This is a genomic window from Halomonas sp. H33-56, assembly GCF_040147035.1.
In the GTDB taxonomy this organism is placed as follows: Bacteria; Pseudomonadota; Gammaproteobacteria; order Pseudomonadales; family Halomonadaceae; genus Halomonas; species Halomonas litopenaei.
In genome coordinates, this window is the sequence record NZ_JAMSHP010000001.1 from 4,222,781 (window position 1) to 4,245,772 (window position 22,992).

23 protein-coding genes are annotated in these 22,992 nt (G+C 66.8%); 8 read left to right on the forward strand and 15 right to left on the reverse strand.

The genetic code is table 11. From position 1 onward, the window contains the following. Nucleotides 1-56: 56 nt before the first annotated feature. From phnP to phnC, 13 genes are all read right to left on the reverse strand, one after another. Nucleotides 57-836 (reverse strand): phosphonate metabolism protein PhnP, encoded by a 780-nt coding sequence (phnP, locus tag NFH98_RS18010; protein ID WP_124805164.1) that lies wholly within the window; start codon nt 834-836, stop codon nt 57-59. 119 nt (nt 837-955) lie between these two features. Further along, nucleotides 956-1,498 carry a ribose 1,5-bisphosphokinase gene (gene phnN / locus NFH98_RS18015; protein WP_124805165.1) on the reverse strand — a complete coding sequence of 181 codons (543 nt, stop codon included), beginning with the start codon at nt 1,496-1,498 and terminating at the stop codon, nt 956-958. After that, entirely contained in the window at nt 1,498-2,643 is a 1,146-nt protein-coding gene (locus tag NFH98_RS18020; RefSeq protein ID WP_348827172.1) for an alpha-D-ribose 1-methylphosphonate 5-triphosphate diphosphatase, read from the reverse strand. Before NFH98_RS18020 ends, phnN begins: the two co-directional genes overlap by 1 nt. After that, nucleotides 2,640-3,413, reverse strand: a complete 774-nt coding sequence (gene phnL / locus NFH98_RS18025; RefSeq protein ID WP_287165686.1) for a phosphonate C-P lyase system protein PhnL — start codon at nt 3,411-3,413, stop codon at nt 2,640-2,642. Before phnL ends, NFH98_RS18020 begins: the two co-directional genes overlap by 4 nt. A 23-nt stretch (nt 3,414-3,436) precedes the next feature. Then, on the reverse strand, nt 3,437-4,258 hold the full coding sequence (gene phnK / locus NFH98_RS18030) for a phosphonate C-P lyase system protein PhnK (RefSeq protein ID WP_287165687.1): 822 nt from the start codon (nt 4,256-4,258) through the stop codon (nt 3,437-3,439). Continuing rightward, nucleotides 4,255-5,103: an alpha-D-ribose 1-methylphosphonate 5-phosphate C-P-lyase PhnJ gene (locus NFH98_RS18035; RefSeq protein WP_287165688.1), complete on the reverse strand. Its 849-nt coding sequence runs from the start codon at nt 5,101-5,103 to the stop codon at nt 4,255-4,257. The genes phnK and NFH98_RS18035 overlap by 4 nt, the downstream gene beginning before the upstream one ends. Next, entirely contained in the window at nt 5,100-6,314 is a 1,215-nt protein-coding gene (locus NFH98_RS18040; RefSeq protein WP_287165689.1) for a carbon-phosphorus lyase complex subunit, read from the reverse strand. The genes NFH98_RS18035 and NFH98_RS18040 overlap by 4 nt, the downstream gene beginning before the upstream one ends. Then, the gene (gene phnH / locus NFH98_RS18045) at nt 6,314-7,012 is read right to left on the reverse strand and encodes a phosphonate C-P lyase system protein PhnH (RefSeq protein WP_287165690.1); all 699 of its coding nucleotides are present in this window, start codon (nt 7,010-7,012) and stop codon (nt 6,314-6,316) included. Before phnH ends, NFH98_RS18040 begins: the two co-directional genes overlap by 1 nt. A gap of 2 nt (nt 7,013-7,014) precedes the next feature. Next, entirely contained in the window at nt 7,015-7,458 is a 444-nt protein-coding gene (phnG, locus tag NFH98_RS18050; RefSeq protein ID WP_239452594.1) for a phosphonate C-P lyase system protein PhnG, read from the reverse strand. Then, nucleotides 7,455-8,222, reverse strand: coding sequence for a phosphonate metabolism transcriptional regulator PhnF (gene phnF, locus NFH98_RS18055; protein WP_083970561.1), 768 nt, complete (start codon nt 8,220-8,222; stop codon nt 7,455-7,457). The genes phnG and phnF overlap by 4 nt, the downstream gene beginning before the upstream one ends. Nucleotides 8,223-8,313: 91 nt before the next feature. Beyond that, complete coding sequence (phnE, locus tag NFH98_RS18060) at nt 8,314-9,108, reverse strand: phosphonate ABC transporter, permease protein PhnE (RefSeq protein ID WP_045994226.1); 795 nt, start codon at nt 9,106-9,108, stop codon at nt 8,314-8,316. 90 nt (nt 9,109-9,198) lie between these two features. Continuing rightward, entirely contained in the window at nt 9,199-10,230 is a 1,032-nt protein-coding gene (gene phnD / locus NFH98_RS18065) for a phosphonate ABC transporter substrate-binding protein (protein ID WP_045994225.1), read from the reverse strand. Between the two features lie 58 nt (nt 10,231-10,288). Then, nucleotides 10,289-11,158, reverse strand: coding sequence for a phosphonate ABC transporter ATP-binding protein (phnC, locus tag NFH98_RS18070; RefSeq protein WP_108133444.1), 870 nt, complete (start codon nt 11,156-11,158; stop codon nt 10,289-10,291). Between the two features lie 411 nt (nt 11,159-11,569). On the opposite strand from phnC, the gene NFH98_RS18075 reads away from it, so the two are divergent. Next, nucleotides 11,570-11,989, forward strand: a complete 420-nt coding sequence (locus NFH98_RS18075) for a VOC family protein (RefSeq protein WP_045994223.1) — start codon at nt 11,570-11,572, stop codon at nt 11,987-11,989. Between the two features lie 9 nt (nt 11,990-11,998). Here the strand turns inward: NFH98_RS18075 and NFH98_RS18080 are convergent, their stop codons facing one another. Continuing rightward, complete coding sequence (locus NFH98_RS18080) at nt 11,999-12,277, reverse strand: hypothetical protein (RefSeq protein ID WP_222517124.1); 279 nt, start codon at nt 12,275-12,277, stop codon at nt 11,999-12,001. A gap of 169 nt (nt 12,278-12,446) precedes the next feature. On the opposite strand from NFH98_RS18080, the gene NFH98_RS18085 reads away from it, so the two are divergent. Continuing rightward, nucleotides 12,447-13,256 (forward strand): TlpA family protein disulfide reductase, encoded by an 810-nt coding sequence (locus NFH98_RS18085; RefSeq protein WP_348827173.1) that lies wholly within the window; start codon nt 12,447-12,449, stop codon nt 13,254-13,256. A 343-nt stretch (nt 13,257-13,599) separates the two neighbouring features. Next, nucleotides 13,600-16,539: an RNA polymerase-associated protein RapA gene (gene rapA, locus NFH98_RS18090; RefSeq protein ID WP_348827174.1), complete on the forward strand. Its 2,940-nt coding sequence runs from the start codon at nt 13,600-13,602 to the stop codon at nt 16,537-16,539. Between the two features lie 161 nt (nt 16,540-16,700). On the opposite strand, the gene NFH98_RS18095 is transcribed toward rapA, so the two are convergent. Further along, nucleotides 16,701-17,612: a TIGR01777 family oxidoreductase gene (locus NFH98_RS18095; RefSeq protein ID WP_124805177.1), complete on the reverse strand. Its 912-nt coding sequence runs from the start codon at nt 17,610-17,612 to the stop codon at nt 16,701-16,703. 375 nt (nt 17,613-17,987) lie between these two features. Here NFH98_RS18095 and NFH98_RS18100 point away from each other — a divergent pair, with 375 nt between their 5' ends. The 5 genes from NFH98_RS18100 to NFH98_RS18120 all read left to right on the forward strand — a co-directional run bounded on the left by NFH98_RS18100 (nt 17,988) and on the right by NFH98_RS18120 (nt 22,862). After that, the gene (locus NFH98_RS18100) at nt 17,988-19,016 is read left to right on the forward strand and encodes an NAD(P)/FAD-dependent oxidoreductase (RefSeq protein WP_348827175.1); all 1,029 of its coding nucleotides are present in this window, start codon (nt 17,988-17,990) and stop codon (nt 19,014-19,016) included. Between the two features lie 52 nt (nt 19,017-19,068). Then, entirely contained in the window at nt 19,069-19,455 is a 387-nt protein-coding gene (locus NFH98_RS18105; protein ID WP_108133438.1) for a sirohydrochlorin chelatase, read from the forward strand. 315 nt (nt 19,456-19,770) lie between these two features. Then, on the forward strand, nt 19,771-20,682 hold the full coding sequence (locus NFH98_RS18110) for a MerR family transcriptional regulator (protein ID WP_045990818.1): 912 nt from the start codon (nt 19,771-19,773) through the stop codon (nt 20,680-20,682). Between the two features lie 79 nt (nt 20,683-20,761). Next, nucleotides 20,762-22,192, forward strand: a complete 1,431-nt coding sequence (phrB, locus tag NFH98_RS18115; protein ID WP_349623020.1) for a deoxyribodipyrimidine photo-lyase — start codon at nt 20,762-20,764, stop codon at nt 22,190-22,192. A gap of 229 nt (nt 22,193-22,421) precedes the next feature. Next, nucleotides 22,422-22,862 carry a nuclear transport factor 2 family protein gene (locus NFH98_RS18120; protein ID WP_045990820.1) on the forward strand — a complete coding sequence of 147 codons (441 nt, stop codon included), beginning with the start codon at nt 22,422-22,424 and terminating at the stop codon, nt 22,860-22,862. Nucleotides 22,863-22,992 lie beyond the last annotated feature (130 nt).

Consider the following 22,992-nt stretch of genomic DNA (forward strand, 5'->3'; position numbering starts at 1 on the left):
GATCAGGGGTGCTCTCGCAGATACGTCAGCATGAAGGAAGCCAAGGCCGCAACTGGCTAGCAGACGGCGTCCAGGCGATCCCAGTCCTCCAACGTCTCGCCATCCCGGGCGATGCGCACCTTGGGCGGCAAGGGGGTCGGCTGGTCCAGACGCTCGGCGTCCAGTTCATGGCTGATGTGGGTGAGATAGGCCCGGGGCGGGTCGAGCCGGGTGATGATCTCCAGCGCCTGGGTGATGCTGTTGTGGTTGCGCGTCTCGAGCTGGCTGGCCGGGTGGCAGGCGTCGAGCACGACGACGTCGGCGTCCCACTGGCGCAGAAAACGCTCGGTGGCGCCGGGCAGACCCTGGGTGTCGGTCAGGTAGGCCAGGCGGGTGCCGCCATCATCCAGGCAGTAACCGAGCGTCGGCTTGCTGTGATTGAGCGGCACCGGGGTCACCGACAGCCCATCGAAGTCCAGCGGCTTGAACGGCTTGAGCCCCGGCTGGAAGTCGAGGATGCCGCTGTTGCGATAGAGATCGGCGCAGCCGCTGGGATCCTTGGGACCGTAGACCGGGATCGACGTGCCGGTCCCCCAGCGCAGGTGAAACAGCCCCTGCACATGGTCGGCGTGGTAGTGGGTGACGAAGAAGGCGGCGGGACGCTCCAGCTCGCAGCTATGGGCCAGGTCCATGCGCCCGGCGTCGAGCAGGTAGCGCCGGCCGTCCACGCTCAGCTCGGCGCAGCAGGGGCCACGCTGATGGCTGGTGAACACCCTGGCCCGAGTGCAGGCGCGACAGTCGCAGCCGAAGCGAGGCACCTGGGCGCTGTCTCCGGTGCCGTTGAAGCGAAACTCCATGGAAGTCTCCGAGCTGAAGCAAGAGGCACAAGCCGCTTGCGCTGATGAGGTGGTACGCACTGCCGCTGTAGTCGACGATCGACACAAGGCCGGCGCCGACAGACTCGACGCCGGCTCCGTCAGAGGCGGGAGGCGATGATCGCCTCCAGCGCCCGGACGCTCTCGTCCAGGCTGCCACCGTTGTCGACGCGATCCAGCGCCGGATGGCAGCGCTCGAGTTCGGCCTCCACCTCGGCGTGGCGCGCAAGGCGCGCCTCGATCTGATCGTCGCTCTCGCGCCCGCGCCTGGCGAGCCGCTCACGCAGCACCCCGGGCGGGGCGGTCACCACCACCGGCGTGAGGCGCTCGCCGAAGCGCGCACGGGCGGCCGCGAGCTCGCGACGACTGCCGTTGAGCAGTACCGTGGCCCCGGCCGCCAGCCAGGCCTCCACCTCGATGCCAACGCCGTAGTGAAGCCCGTGGGCGACCCAGTCAAGGCAGAACAGGCCGCGTGCCCGCCGGGCCTCGAACTCGGCCGGCGACAGCGCCACCGAGTCCTCGCCGACGCCGCTTGGCCGGGTGATGTAGCGGTGCGCCACCAGCAGGTCCGGGCGCCGCTTTCGCACGGCGTCGAGCAGGCTGTCCTTGCCCACGCCGCTGGCGCCGATCAGGTAGACCAGCATCAGTGCACCTGCCTGCCCGCGCACCACACGCGCTGGACCAGCGGATGGCCGTCGACCTCGCGCACCCGCACCAGGTCGGCGCGCAGCCCCTGAGCGATGCGTCCGCGATCGTCCAGGCCCACGGCCTCGGCCGGCCTACGCGAGGCCGTGGCCACCGCGCGGGGCAGGTCGTAGCCGTCCTCCATGGCGGCGATACGGAAGACCGCATCGAGCAGCGCCGCCGGGTAGTAGTCGGAGGACAGGATGTCGAGCACGCCCAGGCGCACCAGCTCGGCCGCGGCGATATTGCCGGAGTGGGAGCCGCCGCGGACCACGTTGGGGGCGCCCATCATCACCGCCATGCCGTGACGATGGGAGGCCTCGGCGGCCTCCCGGGTGGTGGGAAACTCCGCTACCCGGGTGCCGTACTCGAGGCTTTCCGCCACATGGGCGACGGTGGCGTCGTCATGGCTGGCCAGGGCCAGGCCGCGCTCGCTGCACAGGTCGGCGATGGCGCGACGGTGGGCGCTGGAATAGGCGGCGCTGTTGGCCAGCTGCTTCTCGATAAAGGCCTCGAGGCTGGCATCGTCCAGGCCGTACTTGCCCTGGTAGTAGACCCGGTAGGCGTCAAGGCTGGCGAACTGGCGCTGGCCCGGCGAGTGATCCATCAGCGACACCAGCCCCAGCAGCGGCGAGTCCATGAAGCTCTTGAAACGCGCCAGAGTATCCGGGTGGCACACCTCGCAGCGCAGGTGCAGACGGTGGTCGACCCGGGCCATGCCGTTGTCGTTGATCGCAGCCAGGGACGAGACCATCTCGTCGAGGGCCCCGTGGCGCATGCTCTGCTCGTCGACGTCACCGATCGACACCGCGTCGAACACCGTGGTGATGCCGCTGGCGGCCATCTGGGCGTCGTGGGCCAGCGCCGCCTGGCGGCCCGGCCAGGACACCTTGGGCCTTGGCTGGAAGTACTTTTCCATATTGTCGGTGTGCAGCTCGATCATGCCAGGCATCAGGATATCGCCCTGGCAGTCGATCACCCCCGGCAGCGACACCGGGCCGCGTTCCAGCGCCTTGATCACGCCGTCCTTGATCACCAGGCTGCCGTGCACCACCTCGTCGTCGAGCACCAGCCTGGCGTTGGTCAGAATCTGATCCTGGTTCATGAAAGGGACTCCCCGGAGTCGGTCTGACGAAATGAGGTATGGTCTGACGCGGTGCGGTCAGCGTCGGTGCCACCAAGCAGCATATGCCCTTCCAGCTCAAGCAGGCGATCGGCGACCCGCTCGCGCACCTCCTCGTCGTGGAAGATGCCGAGCATGGCGGTGCCACGGGCCTTGGCCTCCTCGATCAACTGCACCACCACCTCGCGGTTGGCGGCGTCCAGCGACGCCGTGGGCTCGTCGAGCAGCAACAGCGGGTGCTCGGCGATAAAGCCACGGGCGATATTGACCCGCTGCTGCTCACCGCCGGAGAAGGTGCCCGGCGCCAGCTCCCACAGCCGCTCGGGCAGATTGAGCCGCGCCAGCAGGGCCTCGGCACGGGTGCGGGCCTCGCCGGCTTCACAGCCCCGGGCCAGCAGCGGCTCCATCACCACCTCCCGGGCCGAGACCCGGGGCACCACCCGCAGAAACTGGCTGACGTAACCGATCACGTCGCGCCGCAGCAGGTGCCAGGCGTGGGCCGGCAGCGCCGACAGCTCGAGCTCGCCGTCCTCGAAGTGCAGCGTCAGCTGCCCGCCGCTGACCCGGTAGTTGCCGTTGACCATCTTCAACAGAGTGCTCTTGCCAATGCCACTGCGCCCGGCCAGCACTAGGCACTCGCCCGGCGACAGGGACAGATCGAGACCGCGCATCACCGGCAGCGCCTGGCCGCCCTGGGCGTGCAGCACGAAGGTCTTGTCGAGCCGCCGGGCGGTAAGAAAGGGGGACGTCATCTTGGACTCCTGAGCAAGCGAATTCATGGCGTCAGCACCGAAGACACCAGCAGCTGGGTGTAGGGATGCTGCGGATCGTCGAGGATCTGATCGGTCAGCCCGGCCTCCACCACTCTGCCCCGGCGCATCACCATCAGGCGGTGGGCCAGCAGCCTGGCCACTGCCAGGTCGTGGGTGACCAGGATCACCGACAGGCCGAGCTCCCGGGTCAGGGTGCGCAGCATGTCCAGAAGCCGCGCCTGGACCGAGACGTCGAGGCCGCCGGTGGGCTCGTCCATGAACACCAGCCTGGGCTGGGTCACCAGTGTGCGGGCGATCTGCAGGCGCTGCTGCATGCCGCCGGAAAAGGTCTGGGGCGCGTCGTCGATGCGCGCCGGGTCGAGCTCGACCCGGCCCATCCAGTCCTGGCCGGCGGCGCGCAGCTCGCCGTAGTGGCGCTGGCCCAGCGCCATCAGCCGCTCGCCGACGTTGGCCCCGGCGGAGACCCCCAGGCGCAGGCCGTCCCGGGGGTTCTGATGGACCAGGCCCCACTCCATGCGCAGCAGGGCGCGGCGGCGTGCCTCGCTGATGGCGTAGAGGTCGAGCGCTTCGTCCTTGCCGGGTCTGCCGCCGACCGAGCCGGCCTCCCCGGCGTGATAGACCACCTGACCGCGATCCGGCGCCTCGAGCCCGGAGAGCACCCGCAACAGGGTCGACTTGCCCGAGCCGGACTCGCCGACGATGCCCAGCACCTCGCCCTGGTGCAGGGTGAAATCGATCTCCTCGCAGCCCTTGCCGGGGCCGTACAGGCGCTGGATGGCGCGGGCCTCGAGCAGGGCGGGACGTTCAAGCTGTGGGCGCTTCATGCCTTCTCCTCGCTGCGGGAGTTGCAGTAGTCGGTATCCGAGCACACGAACATGCGTGCGCCCTGATCATCGATGATGACCTCGTCCAGGTAGCTGTCGGTGGCCCCGCAGATGGCGCAGGACTCGTCCCAGGCCTGGATCTCGAAGGGGTGATCCTCGAAATCGAGGCTCTCCACCCGGGTGTGTGGCGGAATCGCGTACAGGCGCTTCTCGCGGCCGGCGCCGAACAGCATCAGCGCCTCGCTCATGTGCAGCTTGGGGTTGTCGAACTTGGGAATCGGCGAGGGGTCCATCACGTAGCGCCCGTCGACCTTCACCGGGTAGGCGTAGGTGGTGGCGATATGGCCGTGGTGGGCGATGTCCTCGTAGAGCTTGACGTGCATCACCCCGTACTCCTCAAGCGCGTGCATGACCCGGGTCTCCTCCTCGCTGGGCTCGATAAAGCGCAGCGGCTCGGGAATCGGCACCTGGAAGATCAGGATCTGGTCGGCGCGCAGGGTCTTCTCGGGAATCCGGTGACGGGTCTGGATCACGCTGGCCTCTGCCGTGGCGGTGGTGGTCTCGACCCCGGCGACGCGCTCGAAGAAGGCGCGGATGCTGACCGCGTTGGTGGTGTCGTCGGCGCCCTGGTCGATCACCTTGAGGGTGTCGTCGGCGCCCAGCACGCTGGCGGTCAACTGCATACCGCCGGTGCCCCAGCCGTAGGGCATCGGCATCTCGCGCCCGCCGAAGGGCACCTGGTAGCCGGGGATCGCCACCGCCTTGAGCAGGGCGCGACGGATCATGCGCTTGGTCTGCTCGTCCAGGTAGGCGAAGTTGTAGCCGCTGTCGATGGCGGTGTTCATCGGACGTTCTCCTGGACGTTCTTGGCCTGGGCGTTTGCGGTCTGGGCTTTTTCAGAACGGGTACTGTCGCCATCGCCTGGTGCAGGACGTGCGCTGGCGGCTTGGGTGTCGGACACGGCCTCGGCCGTGGCGGCGGTACGCTCGGCGTGCTCTCGACGCAGGCGGCGAATCAGCTCAAGCTCCGACTGGAAGTCGACGTAGTGCGGCAGCTTCAGGTGCGAGACGAAGCCCGAGGCCTCGACGCTGTCGGCGTGGGCCAGCACGAACTCGGCCTGCTGGGCCGGGCTCTGGATCGGCTCGCCAAGCTCCTCGGCGCGCAGGGCGCGGTCGACCAGCGCCATGGCCATGGTCTTGCGCTCGTTGCGGCCGAAGGCCAGGCCGTAGCCCCGGGTGAACTGGGGGGCGGTGTCACCGCTGCCGGCGAACTGGTTGATCATCTGGCACTCGCTCATGGCGATCTCGCCGACGCACACCGGCCCGTCGAAGCCCTCGACCTCGATCTCGACCTCCACCGCACCCTGGCGAATCTCGCCGGCGAAGGGGTGGTTGCGCCCGTAGCCCCGTTGGGTCGAATAGCCCAGCGCCAGCAGGTAGCCCTCGTCGCCACGCGCCAGCATCTGCAGCCGGGTGGCGCGATCCACCGGAAAGTCGGGGGGATCGCGGGTGATGTCGTAGGGCTCGCTGCCGTCGTCCTCTTCCCGCTCGATCAGGCCTTCATGGTTGAGACAGTCAAGGATCTGGGGGCAGGCCTCGAGACCTTCCTCGGCACCCTGCGGCGCTGGTGTATCGGTCTCGACCTCCACGCCGGCCAGCAGCATGAAGTCGAGCAGCCGGTGGGTGTAGTCGTAGGTCGGGCCCAGCACCTGGCCGCCGGGCACGTCCTTGAAGGTGGCGCTGATGCGACGCTCGATGCGCATGGCGCCGGTATCCACCGGCAGCGTCTCGGCCAGCCTCGGCAAGGTCGTGCGATAGGCGCGCAGCAGAAACACCGCCTCGACGGTGTCGCCGCTGGCCTGCTTGAGCGCCAGGGCGGCGAGCTCGGGATCGTACAGCGAGGCCTCGGCCATCACCCGGTCCACCGCCAGCCCCAGCTGCTGCTGGACCTGGGACACCTCGAGTTCGCGCTGGTCGCGCGCTCCACGACGACGATCGGCCATCCAGCGATGGGCGTTGGCGATGGCCTTCTCGCCTCCTTTCACGGCGACATACATCAGGCGGTCTCCTCTTGGCGTTCGGCGTCGTCTGTTCCCGCCAATCCTGCGCCGGACAATCCTGCGCCGGACAAGCCAGCTCCCGACAGACGGGTACTACGGGCGATGGCAGTGAGTCGCGTCCCGCTGCTGATAAAGGCGTCCAGCCCCCGGGGGAAGTGGGCACGATTGGCGGCGAGCACACGCATCAACGGCAGCACGCGCTCGGCGTTACCCAGCGCAAGGCCGCGCTGACCGGGTACCCCGGGACCGGATAACCACCAGTCCTCGCCCTGCGCCAGCGCCTCGACCATCACGATCAGGGTGGTGCTGCGATCGGGCCAGGCGTCCGAGCCCAGCGCGAAGCCGTCCTCGCGGGACAGGGTGTCAGGGGTCACCAGGGCGAAGTCGGCCTGGGCCGGGTCGTCGGTCAGTCGCGCCCCGGTGTGGAAGGCCAGGGCGGCGGCGAGGTTGGCGCGCGCAAGCCCCTCGTCCACCCACACCCGGGTATCGAGGTCGCACAGCGCCAGCAGCGCGCCCCAGGCGGCGGGCGAGATCGCCGCGCCGGCCGGCAGCTCCGGCAAGACAAGCTCGGTCAGGGTGCCGGGCTCGGACATGGCGCCGAGCAGCTGACGAAACAGCCGCTGGCTGTCGTGAACGGGATCGGCGAGTCCCGGCCAGTCGTGGGGCCGGACGGCCTCGGAGGTCTGCTGAGTCATGTTCATTCGCCCCTTACCATGGTGAAGAAGTCGACGCGGGTGGCGGCGGCGGTCTGCGAGGCCTGGTTGCGCTGCTCATCGAGTGCCTGCTCGAGCGGTGCCATCAGTTCGCTGTCGATACGCCTGGCCCAGTGGTCGTGGTGAGCGCAGGCGTCGACCAGGGCGATCAGCTCGGCGTGGGCCTTGTCGCGACCACGCACCCAGCCATGGCCAAGGGTGCCGTCATCGAGGGCGACGCTGGCCCGGGTCAGGGTCATCTCGCCCAGGTTGAAGGCCGATCCACTGCCGCCCATGCGGCCACGGACCATCGCCATGCCGGTCTCGGGGCCACGCACGCAGCGGTGGCTCGCCTGGATGCCCAGGGACTGCCAGCCTTGCGCAAGACGGTCGAAAGGAGTCAACGCGAGCAGGCGATGACGTTGCGTCGGGGTCATGGTCGGTGTCATGAGAAGCCCTCGTCGTCGTGGGACTGCGGACGCTCGTCCGCGGGAAAGTCGAAGTGATAGGCCAGCCGATCGGCCCGTGCCCGACTGACGGAGATCTCCACCAGACGACCATCGGCGTCGACGTTGTCACTGGTCAGCACCACCAGCGGCGCCAGGCGGGCGCACTGCAGCATGCGGCTGTCGTCGGCGTCGGCCTGGACCGCTTCCAGGCGCACCCGGGAGCGCCTCAGGCGCAGCCCGTAGTGCTGGTCCAGCAGCGCCCGGGTCGAACCACCGCGATAGCGATCTAGCCAGCCCGGCACCCGTTCGGGGTCGAACCAGTGGCGCAGCCGCAACAGCGGGGCCCGGTCGACATGGCGCATGGTGTCGACACACAGAAGGCTCTCGCCCGGCCCACGCGCAAAGCGCTGGGCGATGGCCTCCGGCGGCACCGCCAGGCCCTGGGTCAGGCAGCAGGTCTCGGTGGCCAGGCCCAGTTCCGCCAGGTTGTGGGTGACCTTGCTGGCGGCGTTGACCGCATAGTCCAGGCGGCGGTCCACCACCTGGGTGCCACGGCCCTGGTGACGGGTCACCATGCCGGCGGCCACCAGTTCGTCCAGCGCCCGGCGTACGGTGTGGCGGTTGACGCCGAAGCGCCTGGACAGCGCCGCTTCGCTGGGCAGCAGATCGCCGGGAGAGTACTGCGCCCGGACTTCGCGCGAGAGGACATCGGCCAACTGGCGATAGCGCGGCGGGCTGCCTGCCTCGGTCACTTGTCTAGACATCTTCGCTCCAAAAAAGAAGGTATCGGGTGGTGGCCGAAGCCACCGGCAGACCAGCCGTTCTGGTCTGCTTACTCGGCTCTGCTGTGTCAGCCTAGATGAAGCGCTTGCGTACGAACTGCGAGGCCATGTCCAGCGCCGTCACGGCGATGATGATCACCAGCATGATGGTGGCCGTCTCGGCGTACTGGAATCCGCGCATGGTCTCCCACAGCGCCACCCCGATACCGCCGCCACCGACCATGCCGAGCACCGTGGCCGAGCGGATGTTGGACTCGAAGCGATACAGGCTCACCGAGATCCACAGCGGCAGCACCTGGGGAATCAGACCGAACACGATCTCCTCGATGCGCCCTGCTCCGGTGACCCGAATGCCTTCCATGGGCCCGGCCTCGGCGGCTTCCACCGCTTCGGAAAACAGCTTGGCCAGCACCCCGGTGGTGTGGATGAACAGCGCCAGGGTTCCGGCGAAAGGCCCAAGCCCCACCGCCACCACGAACAGCATGGCGAATACCAGCTCGTTGATGGCACGGGTGGCGTCCATCAGTCGGCGCACCGGCTGGTAGACCCACCAGGGCACCAGATTCTCGGAGCACAGAAGGCTCGCAGGAATGGCGACCAGGATGGCCAGCAGGGTGCCCCAGATGGCGATCTGGATGGTCACCAGCATCTGCTCGATGTAGTGGCCGAGGTTGCCGAAGGCCGGGGGAAAGAAGTCGCCGGCCAGGGTCGCCATATTGTCGGCGTTGGTCACCAGCAGGCTCGGGCGCATCTCGACGCCCTGCCAGGACCAGGCCAGCACCGCCAGGCCGACGCCCCACAGCGCCAGGGTGGTCCAGCTACGCTTGGGCGGCAGGCTGATGCCGGAAAGTTGTGTCTGGGTGGTCATGCGTTTTCCTGGGGGAACTTGAGAAAGCGGTGACAGCGTGAGCGGTCCAGGCCGCGCCGGGCCTTCGTCCCGGCGCGGCCTGGCGTCACATCAGCCGGCGTTGGTGGCGGCATCCTCGGGCATCGCCTCGGCGGCCTGCACTTCCTTCATGCGCGCATCGAGATCGTCGAGCTGGCTGTCGATCTCGGCCAGTCGGGCCTCGCGATCGCCTTCGTCCAGGCTTTCGTCCTTGGCCACCTCGGAGCGCTCCTTGAACAGCGCCAGCTGACGGATCGGCAACAGCTGGTCGTTGTCGGAGGCATCGAAGCCAGACCACTGCAGCGGCTCGAGAATCTGCTGCTCTTCGGCGTCATCGCCGTAGTTCAGGAAGAACTCACGCAGCTTTTCCTTGGTGGCGTCGTCTAGGTCGCCGCGCCACACCAGCGGGTCGGACGGGATCAGCGGCGACTTCCAGATCACCCGCAGCTGCTCGGCCTTGTCCGGCGCGGTCACTTCCAGACGCTCCATGCCTTCGGTATTGAAGGTGGCCACGTCGACCTGCTGATTGGCCACCGCCAGGGCGTTGGTCTCGTGGCTGGAGTTCAGGGTGCGCTTGAAGGCTGACGAGGCGTCGACACCGTTCTTGGCGAAGACGTAGTAGCCCGGCACCAGATAGCCGGAGGTGGAGTTGGGATCGCCGTTGCCGAACACCAGCTCGGAGGCGTTGGCCAGGACGTCATCGACGCTTTCGATGTCGCTGTCCTTGTGGGTGATCATCAGACTCCAGTAGCCCGGGGCTCCGTTGGCCGCCACGGTCTGGGCGAAGATCTCGCCGTCGGCACGATCGACGGCTTCCATGGCCGACTTGTTGCCGTACCAGGCCAGGTCGATCTGATCAAAGCGCATGGCCTGGATCACCGCGGCGTAGTCGGTGGCGAAGAAGGGCTCGACCTCCATGCCGATCTGCTCGGACATATCGGCCAGGAACGGGTCCCACAGCGGCGCCAGATTCTGGCTGGCCTCGGTGGAGATGATGCCGAACTTGAGGGTCTCGGTCTCGGCGGCGGCCAGCTGGGCACTGGCGGCAAGGCCAATACCGGCGATCAATGGCAGCGACAGGCGACGAAAGGATGCGAGAGACATGGGATTCTCCTGAAGGTTATCGGTCGTTGTGGGAACAGGTGTCGCAGGATGTGGTGGCTCAGCTATGGACGACCTGCGCCGACACAGCCGTCTGGGCCTGGGTGTAGCTCGGCTCACGCAGCGGTGACGGCAGGTCGGGTTGACTGCCGGCACGCAGCTCGTCGAGGCCGGCGTTCTCGTACAGGGTCTTGAGGCGTGCGTCGGTCAGCTCGGAGGTCTTGCCGTCGAAGTACAGGCGCCCATCCTTGAGCGCGATGGCCCGGTGGCAGTAGCGCCGGGCGATATCGACCTGATGCAGGGTGATGACCACGGTGCGGCCATCCTCGGCGTGAATCCGCTCGAGGATCTCCATCACCTCCCGGGCGCTGCGCGGGTCCAGCGAGGCGATGGGCTCGTCGGCGAGGATGACGTCGGCGTCCTGCATCAGCACCCGGGCGATGGCCACCCGCTGCTGCTGACCGCCGGAAAGGGTGTTGGCACGCTGGTAGGCCATGCCCTCGAGGCCGACCCGAGCCAGGCACTGAAGGGCCCGTTGGCGTTCCTCGTCGCTGAAGCGACCGAGCAGCGCCCGCGCCCGCGGCATGCGCCCGAGCTGGCCGATCAGCACATTGGTCAGCACGCTGAGGCGATTGACCAGGTTGAACTGCTGGAAGATGTAGCCGACCCGGCAACGCTGGCCACGGCTGGCCCGGCGCAGGCGACCGCTGGCCTGGATCTCGCGCCCCAGCAGGCTGACTCGGCCACCGCGATCACGGTTGCAGCAGGTCAGTCCGACCAGATGACGCATCAGGGTGGACTTGCCGGAGCCGGACGGGCCGATCAGCGCAACGATCTCCCCCGGGGTGATCTCGAAACTGACATCCTCGAGCACTCGGCTATGGCCGAAGTTCTTGTTGAGCCGCTCGACGATGATGGTGGGAATGGACATGACGCCTCTCCTCTAGGAATGGCGCCAGTCTGGACATCAAAGATGAAGGCCAGTTGTCTAGACAATGTCATTGAGATGACAAATTTCCCTGCACACGGAGCAAGCGCACCGGCACTACCTCGCCAGAGGTAGAAAAAACAAGGAGTTGGGGTCGACTGTCATGCAGCGGTCACGTCATTGCCGCCGATTCGTCATACTCAGGCAGGGCGACCTATGGACGAAGACGTCGTCCATCTGTACGAAAAGGAAGATGGACAAGACGTCCTGAAAAGTCTTGCAAGGAGGCACCAGCAAGCGGCCAATCGCCACGCCCATAGCGCCAGGCGATAAAGGCCATAAACAGGCTTGAAGGGAAAACCGGCGGCTTCGGCGCCAGACTGAATCCGACACATGATCCCACGGAGGCATGTCATGCAGCATCTCAGTCTGGAGCCGGGCGCCCTGGAGGTCAGCGACCTGGCGGGAATGCGTCGGTTCTTCGAGACGACACTGGGCCTTCGGGTGCTGGTCGCCAGCGACACTGGGGTGACCCTTGAATTGGGAGGCGGCGAGAACACCCAGGTGCTGATGTTGCTGGCGAGCCACACCCCGACGCCGCCGAGAACACTGAATCTCGAGGTCGACGCCGCCAGCTTTCCTGCGCTGCGTCGACGCCTGGAAGACTGCGGACACGAGTGCGGCTTTGTACAGAGCTGGGAGGGAGACAACAGCACCTCGCGTCAGTGCGCCTTTCGGGTGGTGCTGTGCCGGATGCCGGAGGGGCACTGGCTGAGGCTTACCGCCATCGATCCGGCCCGCTGCGCCTCATCGACCCGAGAGGTCCGGGCCTGACGCCGTTGATCAATCGCGACCCTCGCCGTCTCCCGCTTCTTCGTCACCCTCGTCATCACCCAACAGCCGCTGGCGCCGTTCGTCACGGAACTTCTGCAGGCGGTTGTTGCGGTAGCGCCGGACGATCGCTACTACCAGCGCCACCACCAGCATCAGCCCCAAGGTGAGCCCCTGCCACGGGCGCGGGTGGTCCAGGGTGGTGCCGAGCACAAAGATCATCACGAAGCCGAGGGCCTGGCTGCCGATGGCCAGGGCGCGCAGGGGGTCGAAGGTCTTGGGTGGTGACATCACAGATCCTGATCAGAGAGATGGCTCGAAAACCGATGGCCCGGCAGGCGGCTCGGGATGACAGCGCGCATCGGGCGCAGTAGCCTTGCCGGATCGAGCCCACCAAGTGTACCTGCTCGCCTGCGCATTTTCGTGCTTTCGCGTTTCCCCAATGGAGTTCGCCCCATCCATGGATGCCATCGCCATCGGACCGGTGCTAGTGAGCCTGCCGCGTCTCTACGCCCTCGTCGTCACCCTGTTGCTGCTGGCCGCCAGCGCCTTCCTGCTGGGCCTGCCCCGCCGCCGCCACGGTCGCTGGTTCAACGGCCTGATGCTGGCCTGGCTGGTCGGCGCTCGGCTCGGGCACGTGCTGCCGCACTGGGCCGCCTATCAGGACAAATGGCTGGATATCATCAAGCTGTGGCTGCCCGGCTACAGCGGGGTCTGGGGGCTGGTCGCCGCCGCCCTGTGGACCCTGTGGTCACTGCGTGATCGCCTTGGCGCCCTGCTCGGTGCCCTGGGTCTGACGCTGGTCGCCTCGCTTGCCTGGCTGGCGCTGGTCAGCTGGGCGCCGCTGTCGGCAAGTCCGGCGCCACAACGCGTGCCAGAGCTGACCCTGGAAGACGTCAACGGCGCCCCCATCGAACTGGCCTCGCTGGCAGGCGGCCCCACCGGCAAGCCGCTGATCATCAATCTATGGGCCACCTGGTGCCCTCCTTGCCGGCGCGAGATGCCGTTGCTGGCCGACATCGACCAACGCGACGACGTCACCGTGGTCGTGGCCAATCAGGGAGAGCCGCTGGTTCAGGTCGCGCGCTACCTGGACGAGGCCGGCCTGGACTTTCGCTACCCCCTGCTCGACCCGCGCCAGCAACTGCTGGCCGCGAGTCAATCTCCCGGGCTACCCACGACACTGCTGTTCGACGCCGAAGGGAAGCTGCTCGAGCGCCATGTGGGGGAGCTGACCCTGCCTCTGCTGGACGACTGGCTGGCGCGCTGAAACTTTGCCAACCTGAGCACATACTGCAGGTGAACCGCACCCGCAGTCTCAGGGCCGAGGGGGACACCCCGCCTCGGCCCGCCCAACCTGTCTTTTCCTGCACTGACGTAGCCTGAATCCGCCACCTCACGGCCAAGCTCATCGCTGGCCCGGGCACGGCGGCAAGCGCGGGGGCGTTTCGGGAACGCCTCGATGCGAAGGTTTCAGCCGCCATGCGACATCTGATCACGGGCATGACGATGGCGCTTAAGCCAGACTGAAGATTGCTGTAAGATACCGCGCCCTGTCGGCGGCGGGCCTGGCCCGCGACCACGAACCGTAACGACGCATCTCCCGAGGCATCATGAGCGACTTCTCTCCCGGCCAGCGCTGGATCAGCGACGGCGAGGCCGAACTCGGCCTGGGCACTATCCTGAATTGCGACGCGCGCAGCGTCACCGTGCTCTTCGGCGCCAGCCAGGAAACCCGCACCTACAGTACCCGTCTTGCCCCGTTGACCCGAGTCGCCTTCGGCAGTGGTGATCGCATCCAGTCCGCCGAGGGCTGGCAGATGACGGTGGACGACACCAAGGAAATCGATGGCCTGATCGTCTATATCGGCGAAGACGACAAGGGCGAGCTGTGCGAATTGCCGGAGGCCCGGCTGGCCGACAGCATGCAGTTCGACCAGGCCCGAGATCGTCTGCTGACCGGCCAGGTCGATCGCAACGACTGGTTCGACCTGCGCTTTCGCACCCTGCATCACTACCATCGCATCGAGCAGAACCCGGCGCTGGGTCTGGCCGGCCCACGCATCGATCTGATACCCCATCAGCTGTACATCGCCGACGAGGTCTCCTCGCGTCAGGCGCCTCGCGTGCTGCTGGCCGATGAAGTCGGCCTCGGCAAGACCATAGAAGCCGGACTGATCCTGCATCGCCTGCTGCTGACCGGGCGGGTCGAGCGGGCGCTGATCCTGGTGCCGGCGAGCCTGACTCACCAGTGGCTGGTGGAATTGCTGCGACGCTTCTCGCTGTCGGTGACCCTGCTCGACGAACAGCAGAGCCAGGCCCACGGTGACACCAATCCCTTCGAGGCCGGCCAGCTGGTGCTGGCAAGCCAGGACTGGCTGTTCGCCAACACCCACCGCCAGCAGCAGGCCGAAGCCTGCGAGTGGGACCTGCTGATCGTCGACGAGGCCCACCACCTGGAGTGGAGCGAGGACGAGGTCGGCCCCGGTTACGCCTGCGTCGAGCGCCTGTCCGGCGCCACCGAGGGCGTGCTGCTGCTGACCGCGACGCCGGAACAGATGGGGCTGGCCAGCCACTTTGCCAGGCTGCGCCTGCTCGATCGCGATCGCTACTCGGACCTGGAGGCCTTCCGCGCCGAAGAGCAGGGCTATGTGGCGGTGGCCGAGGCCATCGACGCCCTGGGCGATGTCGACGGGCCGCTGGATGCCGGCGCCCGGGACACCATCGGCGCTGTCGCCGACGACGGCGACAGCCAGGCGCTGCTGGCGACCCTGTCCAACCCCGAATGCAGCCTGGAACAGCGCCAGCAGGCCAGCGCCCAGCTGCGAGACCAGCTGCTCGACCGCCACGGCACCGGCCGGGTGATGTTCCGCAACAGCCGTCGCCACGTCGGCGGCTTCCCTGAACGTCGCCTGCACGTCGACAAGCTGGAGCTGCCGTCGTCCTATCGCCGAGTGCTGCGTCGCCTGGCGCGGGACGAGGACTACCTCGACGAGCTGCTGATCGAGACCGGCCTCGACCACCCCGAGGTGATGGTCTATCTGGACGGCATGTACAGCGCCCTGACCGAGGATCCGCTCAACGCCGAACCCTGGTGGCAGTTCGACCCCCGGGTGACCTGGCTGCTCGAACGGCTGACCGAGATGGGCGACGACAAGGTCCTGGTGATCGCCCACGACCGCGAGACCGCCCAGGGGCTGTCCGACGGCCTGCGCGTGCTCGGCGGGGTACAGGCGCCGGTGTTCCACGAGGACCTGTCGCTGGTCGAGCGCGACCGTGCCGCCGCCGCCTTCGCCGATGACGAGGACGGCTGCCAGGTGCTGGTGTGTTCCGAGATCGGCTCCGAAGGCCGCAACTTCCAGTTCTGTCGTCATCTGGTGATGTTCGACCTGCCTCTGCACCCGGATCAGCTTGAGCAGCGCATCGGCCGTCTCGACCGCATCGGCCAGCGCCACGCCATCGAGATCCATGTGCCGGTGTTCGAAGGCAGCCCCGGCGAGAAACTGCTGCGCTGGTATCAGGAGGGGATGGACGCCTTCAGTGCGCCGCACGGTATCGGCAATGACCTGTTCGACGCCTTCGGCGACGACCTGGCCGAGAGCCTGCTCGACGACGAGGCTCTGGAAGAAGTCATCGGTGAGACCCGCGCGCTGTTCGACGCCAAGCTGGCCGAACGCGACGCCGGTCGCAATCGCCTGCTGGAGCTCAACGCCTGCCGTCCCGAGCGGGTCGAGTCGGTCAAACAGGGGATCGTCGAACTCGACGAGGACCGCGCCCTGCCACGCTACCTCGACCAGGCGCTGGACATCTTCGGCGTCGACAGTCGCGAACTTGGCAACGACCTGACCCTGCTGTCACCGGGCTCGCACATGCTCGACGGCCTGCCAGGGCTGGTGAAGGGCGAGGAAGGCTTCACCGTGACCACCTCGCGCTCCCGCGCGCTGGCCCGGGACGACGTCCAGCGGCTGTCCTGGGAACACCCGCTGCTGCGCGAGATGATGGGCCGCATCCTCGACGGCAACATGGGCAACACCGCCCTTGCCCTGCTCAAGCATCCGGCGATCCCTGCCGGCCGGCTGATGGCGGAGCTGGTGTTCCGCACCCACTGTCCGGCACCGAAGCGCCTGCACCTCAATCGCTTCCTGCCGCCCACCGCGGTGCGGGTGCTGCTCGACGAGTCCGGCGCCAACCTCACCGACAAGGTGTCTTTCACCGGTCTTTCGAAGAACCTCAAGAAGGTCAAGAAGGCGGTGGCGCGGGACCTGATCAAGAGTCGTCACGACCAGCTGCGCGACCTGCTCGACAGCGCCGAGGCCGAGGCCCAGCGAGAGCTGCCGACGATCGTCGAGGCCGCCCAGGTGCGCATGCGCCAGACGCTGGACAACGAGCTGACCCGACTCGAGGCCCTGGCACAGCGCAACCCGTCGGTACGCGAGGACGAGATCACCGCCCTGCGCGACGAGCGCCAGGCGCTGGACCAGGCCATCGAAGGCACCCGCCTGCGCCTGGACGCCGTGCGTGTGATCGTGACCATCGACGACGACAGCGCCTAAGGATCGTCTCGGATGAGGCGGCCCCGCGCTGCGACCGACAGCGCGGGGCTCCTGCTGTTTGCGAGATGTATCCGGTGCAAGGCCTTGGCGTAACGTGAGTCGCCTGGGGTATCGACCGGCAGTAGCGACCGCCGGTATCGAACAGCGGAACTCGCGCCGTCTTAAAGAATGTCGTCCAGCGCCTTGTCCAGGGTCGGGTAGCGAAAGCTGAAGCCCTCCTCCTCGAAGCGCTGCGGCACCATGCGCGCGCCGGTCAGCAGCAACCGCGACATTTCGCCGAAGGCGGTCTCCAGCACCATCGCCGGCACCGGAAAGGGCGTCGGGCGCTTCAGGTGACGCCCGATCGCTTCGGTGAACTCGCGGTTGGTGACGGGCTCCGGGGCACTGCCGTTGAAGGGCCCGCTCAGGTGCTCCTTCTCGATCAACCACAGGATCATTTCCACCAGATCCTCGCGATGGATCCAGGGCATGTACTGATCGCCCTTGCCGAGCCGCCCCCCCAGCCCCAGCTTGAACGGTGGCAGCAGCTTCTTGAGCATGCCGCCGCCTTCATCCAGCACCAGGCCGGTGCGCAGGATCGCCAGGCGCACGCCGAAGTCCTTCACTCCAGCGGCGGCCTGTTCCCAGCGCTTGCACAGGCGGTGGGCAAATTCATCATGGGGCGCTGTCTGCTCGGTTACCGGCGGCGCATCCTCGCCCCCGCCCTGATCGCCGTAGAAGCCCATGGCCGAACCACTGACCAGCACCCTGGGGGCCTTGGCGGTCTGCGACAACTGTTCGCACAGCATCACCAGTTCCCTGGTGGCGTTGATGCGCGAATCGATAAGTCTTTCCTTCTGGGTGTCACTCCAGCGCTTGTCGGCGATGGGCTCGCCAGCCAGGTTGACCAGCACCCCGGGCGGCGCGTCGACGAAGTCCAGCGCGCTGACCCGTACATCCGCCCCCTCGGGCAGCACCTTCGCCGCCTGCGCCGGTGAGCGGGAGACCACCTGTACGCGGTGACCGGCGTCCACCAGGCGTCGACACAGACGCTGGCCCACAAAGCCACTGCCACCGGTGATCAGTACTCGCATAGCTTGTCCTCTCGCAATACACAACGATCCCTGGCCCCGACCACATACCGTCGGCCCTCTCTAACGGCAGCGGCCACCGCAGCGTGCGACCAGCCTGATTTCAGCCTAGTCGGTTGTGCGCTGGCCGGTCTACGGCTTGTCTGAAAAGTGCCTGCGCTCGGTAATACGGCGTTAAAAATCGGCTGGTGCGCCAGCCCGGTCAAAATGCTCATTTACACCCCGTAAACTGCGCTGTCTCACCGATTTTTGCCTTGTCTAACCTTCGCTCGTCGACTTTTCGGACAGAGCCTAGGACTTCATTTGACTCAAGTTGTACATCACTTATACGCTACATCCAAGATATTGACACCACAGACTCGAGGAGGGCTTCCGTCGATGCTGCAGGTCGCCATCATTGGAGCGGGGTTCAGCGGCCTGGCTTGCGCCGGCCAGCTCCGCCGACACGGTCACCGTGCGGTGCTGTTCGACAAGGGCCGAGGGCCCGGTGGGCGTGGCAGTTCTCGCCGAGAGGGAGACGAATCCCTCGACCTGGGTGCTCAATACTTCAGCGTGCGTGACGCTACCTTCGCCGCCGAGGTCGACCGCTGGGAAGCCGCAGGGGTAGCCACGCACTGGCCGCCCTCCAGCTATCGGGTCGACGCCTCGGGCGCCTGGCATGAGGAAGGCGACGATCAACATCGTTACTGCGGCACTCCACGCATGAGCGCCATCACCCGCCACCTGGCCGCCCCCCATGAGCTGTTTGCGGCGACTCGCGTCACCCGCCTGACCGATCGCCTGGACGGCTGGTGGCTAGAGGACCCGCAGGGCGACAGCTACGGCCCCTTCGACCGGGTGGTGGTGACCGCGCCGGCGGCCCAGGCCGAACCCCTGCTGCGCCCCCACGACGAGGCGCTGGCGCAGGCCTGTCGTGAGATCCGCATGCTGCCCTGCTGGAGTGCCTGGGTGCGCTTCGACACCGCGCTGACGCTCGAGGGCATCGACGCCGACTGGCCAGTGGTACGCTTTGACCAGGGGCCGCTGCGCCTGGCGGTTCGCCAGAATCGCAAGCCCGGACGCGAGCACCAGAGCGAGACGCTTTCGCTGCTGGCCCAAGACGAGTGGAGTCAGCGCCATCTCGAGGACGACGCCGAGGACGTGGTCAGCAGGCTGACGGCAGCCCTGCAGAAGGCCCTCGCAACCCAGTTGCCGACAGGTTCCTCTCTGCCCCAGATCACGGCCAGCGGTGCCCATCGCTGGCGCTACGCCACCGCGGACCTTACGCTGGCGGCGCCCGATCACCGTCTCGGCGAGGATGGCCTGGCACTGGCCGGTGACGGTCTGCGCGGCGGACGTATCGAGGATGCCTGGCTGTCGGGCGTGCACGTCGCCGAGGCCCTGCATCGTACTGCCACCGACGCCTGAAGCGGGCGCCAGTCGCAGGCTTACCCATTTTCAGGTCATCAGGAAACCGAACATGTCATACGCACTGGTACTACTCGCACACGGCTCCAGCGATCCCAACTGGCGGGCGCCCTTCGAGCACTTCCGCGACGCCCTGGCGCCACGCCTTGGCACGCCGATCCGGCTGTCCTACATGGAGCTGTGCGAGCCGTCGCTGGAGACCACCGTGGCCGAACTGAGCGCAGCCGGCGTTACCCGCATCGAGGTGCTGCCGCTGTTCTTCGCCGCCGGTCGTCATCTGCGCAAGGATGTGCCTGCCCAGATCGACGCCCTGCGCAGCGAACACCCGGGGCTCGAGCTGACGCTGCTGGCGCCGGTAGGAGAACACCCCGTGTTCGTCGAGGCGCTGGCAAGCGCAGTGGCCGACCAGGTCGGCGAGACGCTGTCACCGGCCCCCTGATCAGCCCCCTAGGGCTTGTCTGAAAAGTGCCTACGCTCGGTAATACGGCGTTAAAAATCGGATCAACATGCTCATTTACACCCCGTAAACTGCGCTGTCTCACCGATTTTTGCCTTGTCTAACCTTCGCTCGCCGACTTTTCGGACTAAGCCTAGACGTTCAATCAGCGTGAGCGAAAAGCGGTAAAACTGTTGTACACTTTGTAGCGTCTGTACAGCTAAGGAAACGTCGAGTCACCTACGCCATCGACAACTTCCAGGGACAGGGCGCAGCTTGCGCCTTCACAATCGCACCAGGACACGCATCGAGGCCCTCATGAGTCATACGGCGCCCCCCACCGAATCTCCTCTCTACCCCATCCGCGAAGTGTCGCGGCTCACCGGGGTCAATTCGGTGACCCTGCGTGCCTGGGAGAGGCGTTACGGACTGATCGAGCCGCGCCGCACGCCCAAGGGGCATCGCCTCTACGCTCGGGAAGACATCGAGCGGGTCGAGCGTATTCTGCAATGGCTCAACCGCGGTGTCCCGGTCAGTCAGGTCAAGGATCTGTTGACCCAGCCCGAGCCCGCCGAGACGGCACCGCCCGCCGCCGGTGACTGGACCTCGCAGCGCCGCCAGATGCTGGGTGCGGTGGATGCCCTCGACATGGATCATCTGGACGGCCTGTACCAGCAGTCCCTGGCCCTCTACCCGGTCGGCACCTGCATCAGTGAGCTATGGCAGCCGGTGGTCCAGGAGCTCGAGGAGCGCTGGGAAGGGCAGCTTGGCGCGGCCTTGCAGCGACGCAGTCTGGAGAGCTTCCTGCGCACGCGCATCGGTATTCGCCTGTTTCACGCCAATCGCACCGCCCGTGGTTCCACCCTGCTGCTGGACACCCTGCCGGACGATGACGGTTCGCTGTGGACCCTGATGCTGGCGCTCGCCGCCAGTGAACGCGGCTACCGCATCGCCCTGATGGATGCGCCGCTGCCGTTCACCGATCTGCCGCTGGCGCTGGAGCGCCTGCGCCCCGGTGCGGTGGTGCTGTGCAGCGGCAAGGCCGAACGCTCCGACGTGGTCCGTCGACTGCTGCCTCGCCTGGCCGAACAGCTCGACACTCCGCTGGCGCTGTGCGGCCCGGTGGCACGCATCCGCGCCGCCGAACTGGCCGACAGCCAGATCGAGGTGCTCGGTGACGACATCCCCATGGCGCTGGACCGGCTGAGGCCGCTGATTCGCCAGCACTGAGCCACGACAAGACAGCCTGATCATCCCCGTCGCGGCGCGATGCCCACTCTAACCACGACACGATTCGCGGGAGCTCCCCATGCCTGTCACTCTGGTCTGGTTTCGCAGCGATCTGCGTATTCACGACAATACTGCGCTTTACCACGCCGCCCGGCGCGGCCCGGTTATCGGGGTCTTTCTGCACGCCGAACAGCAGTGGCGCGAACATGGCCACGGCGACAACAAGCTCGACTTTCTGTGTCGTGGCGTGGAGGCCCTGGGCGAAGCCCTGGCCGAGCGCAATATTCCGTTGATCCAGCGTCAGGTGCCACGCTTCGATGACGCCCCCCAGGCACTGATGGCGCTGGCCGAGGAACTCGGCGCCGACGCCCTCTATTTCAATCGCGAGTACCCCCTCGATGAGGTCAGGCGCGACCAGGCGGTGCTGGCGCAGGCCGAGCACAACGGCCTCGAGGCGCGTGCCCTGCGCGACGCCGTGGCCTTCAGTCCCGGCGAACTGCTCACCGGCAAGGGCGACTACTATGGCGTCTTCACCCCCTTCGCCAAGGCCTGGCACAAGGCCATCAGCGCCGAGCGACTCGAGGTGCTGGACCCACCGGAGCGCCAGGCGCCGCTGGAGCTGTCCTCCAGCGCCAGCCAGCGCCGCGACTATCCGAACAAGAGCGTGGATGGTCGCCACTGGCCGGCCGGCGAGGAGGCCGCCAGTGACCGTCTGTCGCGCTTTCTGCGAGGTTTCCCTGACAGCCCGGCGAAGCGCTACAGGGAGCAGCGGGACTTCCCGGCCAGACGCGGCACCAGCGAGCTATCGCCCTATCTGGCGCTGGGCATGATCTCCTGGCGTCAGTGCATGCAGGCGGTGATGGCGATCAACGACGGTAGCTTGAGCGACGGCGACGCCGGCCTGACCGCCTGGGTCAGCGAACTGGTGTGGCGAGAGTTCTACCAGCACGTGGCCACAGGCTTCCCCAGGGTGTGCCGCTATCGGGCCTTTCAACGCCACACCGAGGCCCTGGACTGGCGCGATGCCCCCGAGGATTTTGCCGCCTGGTGCGAAGGACGCACCGGCTATCCGCTGGTCGACGCCGCCATGCGCCAGCTGGTCGCCACCGGCTGGATGCACAATCGCCTGCGCATGGTGACCGCCATGTTCCTGTCCAAGCACCTGTTGATCGACTGGCGACGTGGAGAGCGATTCTTTCTCGAGCACCTGGTCGACGGTGAATTCGCCGCCAACAACGGCGGCTGGCAGTGGGCGGCGTCCACCGGTACCGACGCCGCGCCCTACTTCCGCATCTTCAACCCCACCACCCAATCCGAACGCTTCGATCCCGAAGGCGAATTCATCGCGCGCTGGGTGCCGGAGCTTGCGTCACTGGCGCCGAAGAAGCGACATGCCCCGACCCGGGATCTGCTCACCGACCTCGACTACCCCGCCCCCATCGTCGACCACCGCGCCGCCCGCGAGCGCGCACTCGACGCCTTCAAGAGCCTGTCGAAGGACGCGGGATAAGGACACTGTCTGGCTTGGCCTGGCGTGAGATAGCCCGGCACAAGCCAGAGTCATTCTGAGGTCCCTTTGCTGATCCGCCCCGGCCCGAACCCTCTAAACCCTGACCACCTAAGCCCGAACCACCTAAGCCCTGAGCACCTCAGACCGATCCACCTAAGCCCGATCCACCTAAGCCCGATCCACCTCAGTCCGATCTGCCGACGACAACAACACCGACAAGGAGCACCCCATGATCCAGGACCCTGTGCTGGCGACCTTTTGCGACACCTTCAATAAACTAGACAATACCTGTACAGAAAAGCTATACAGTATATATTCTAGTGACATCGTCTTTATCGACCCATTGCATCGAGTGGAAGGCATAGAGGCACTGAAGCGCGACTTCGACGCCCTATACGCCAACGTGATCGACTGCCGCTTCCGCTTTCACCATGGCCTGCGGGACGGCGACCGGGGCTTCGTGTGCTGGACCATGGCGCTGCGCCACCGGCGCCTTTGCAAAGGCCGCCAGATCGACGTGGAAGGCTGCTCGGTATTGCGCTTCGCCTCACCAGACGGCGGCAAGGTGGTCCACCACCAGGACCACTTCGACGCCGGTGCGCTGCTCTACGAGCGCCTGCCGTTGCTCGGCGCGGTGATACGCAGCATCAAGCGATACGCCGCCGGTTGAGGCTGGCAGCGCCGGCCGATGCCCGCGCCTTCGGTAAATATACGCACCGTCGGCTGAAACCATGGACGGCGCCGATACGTAGCTGACAGCAGGCCCAGAATTCTGATCCGACCTTGTACAACAAGAGTGA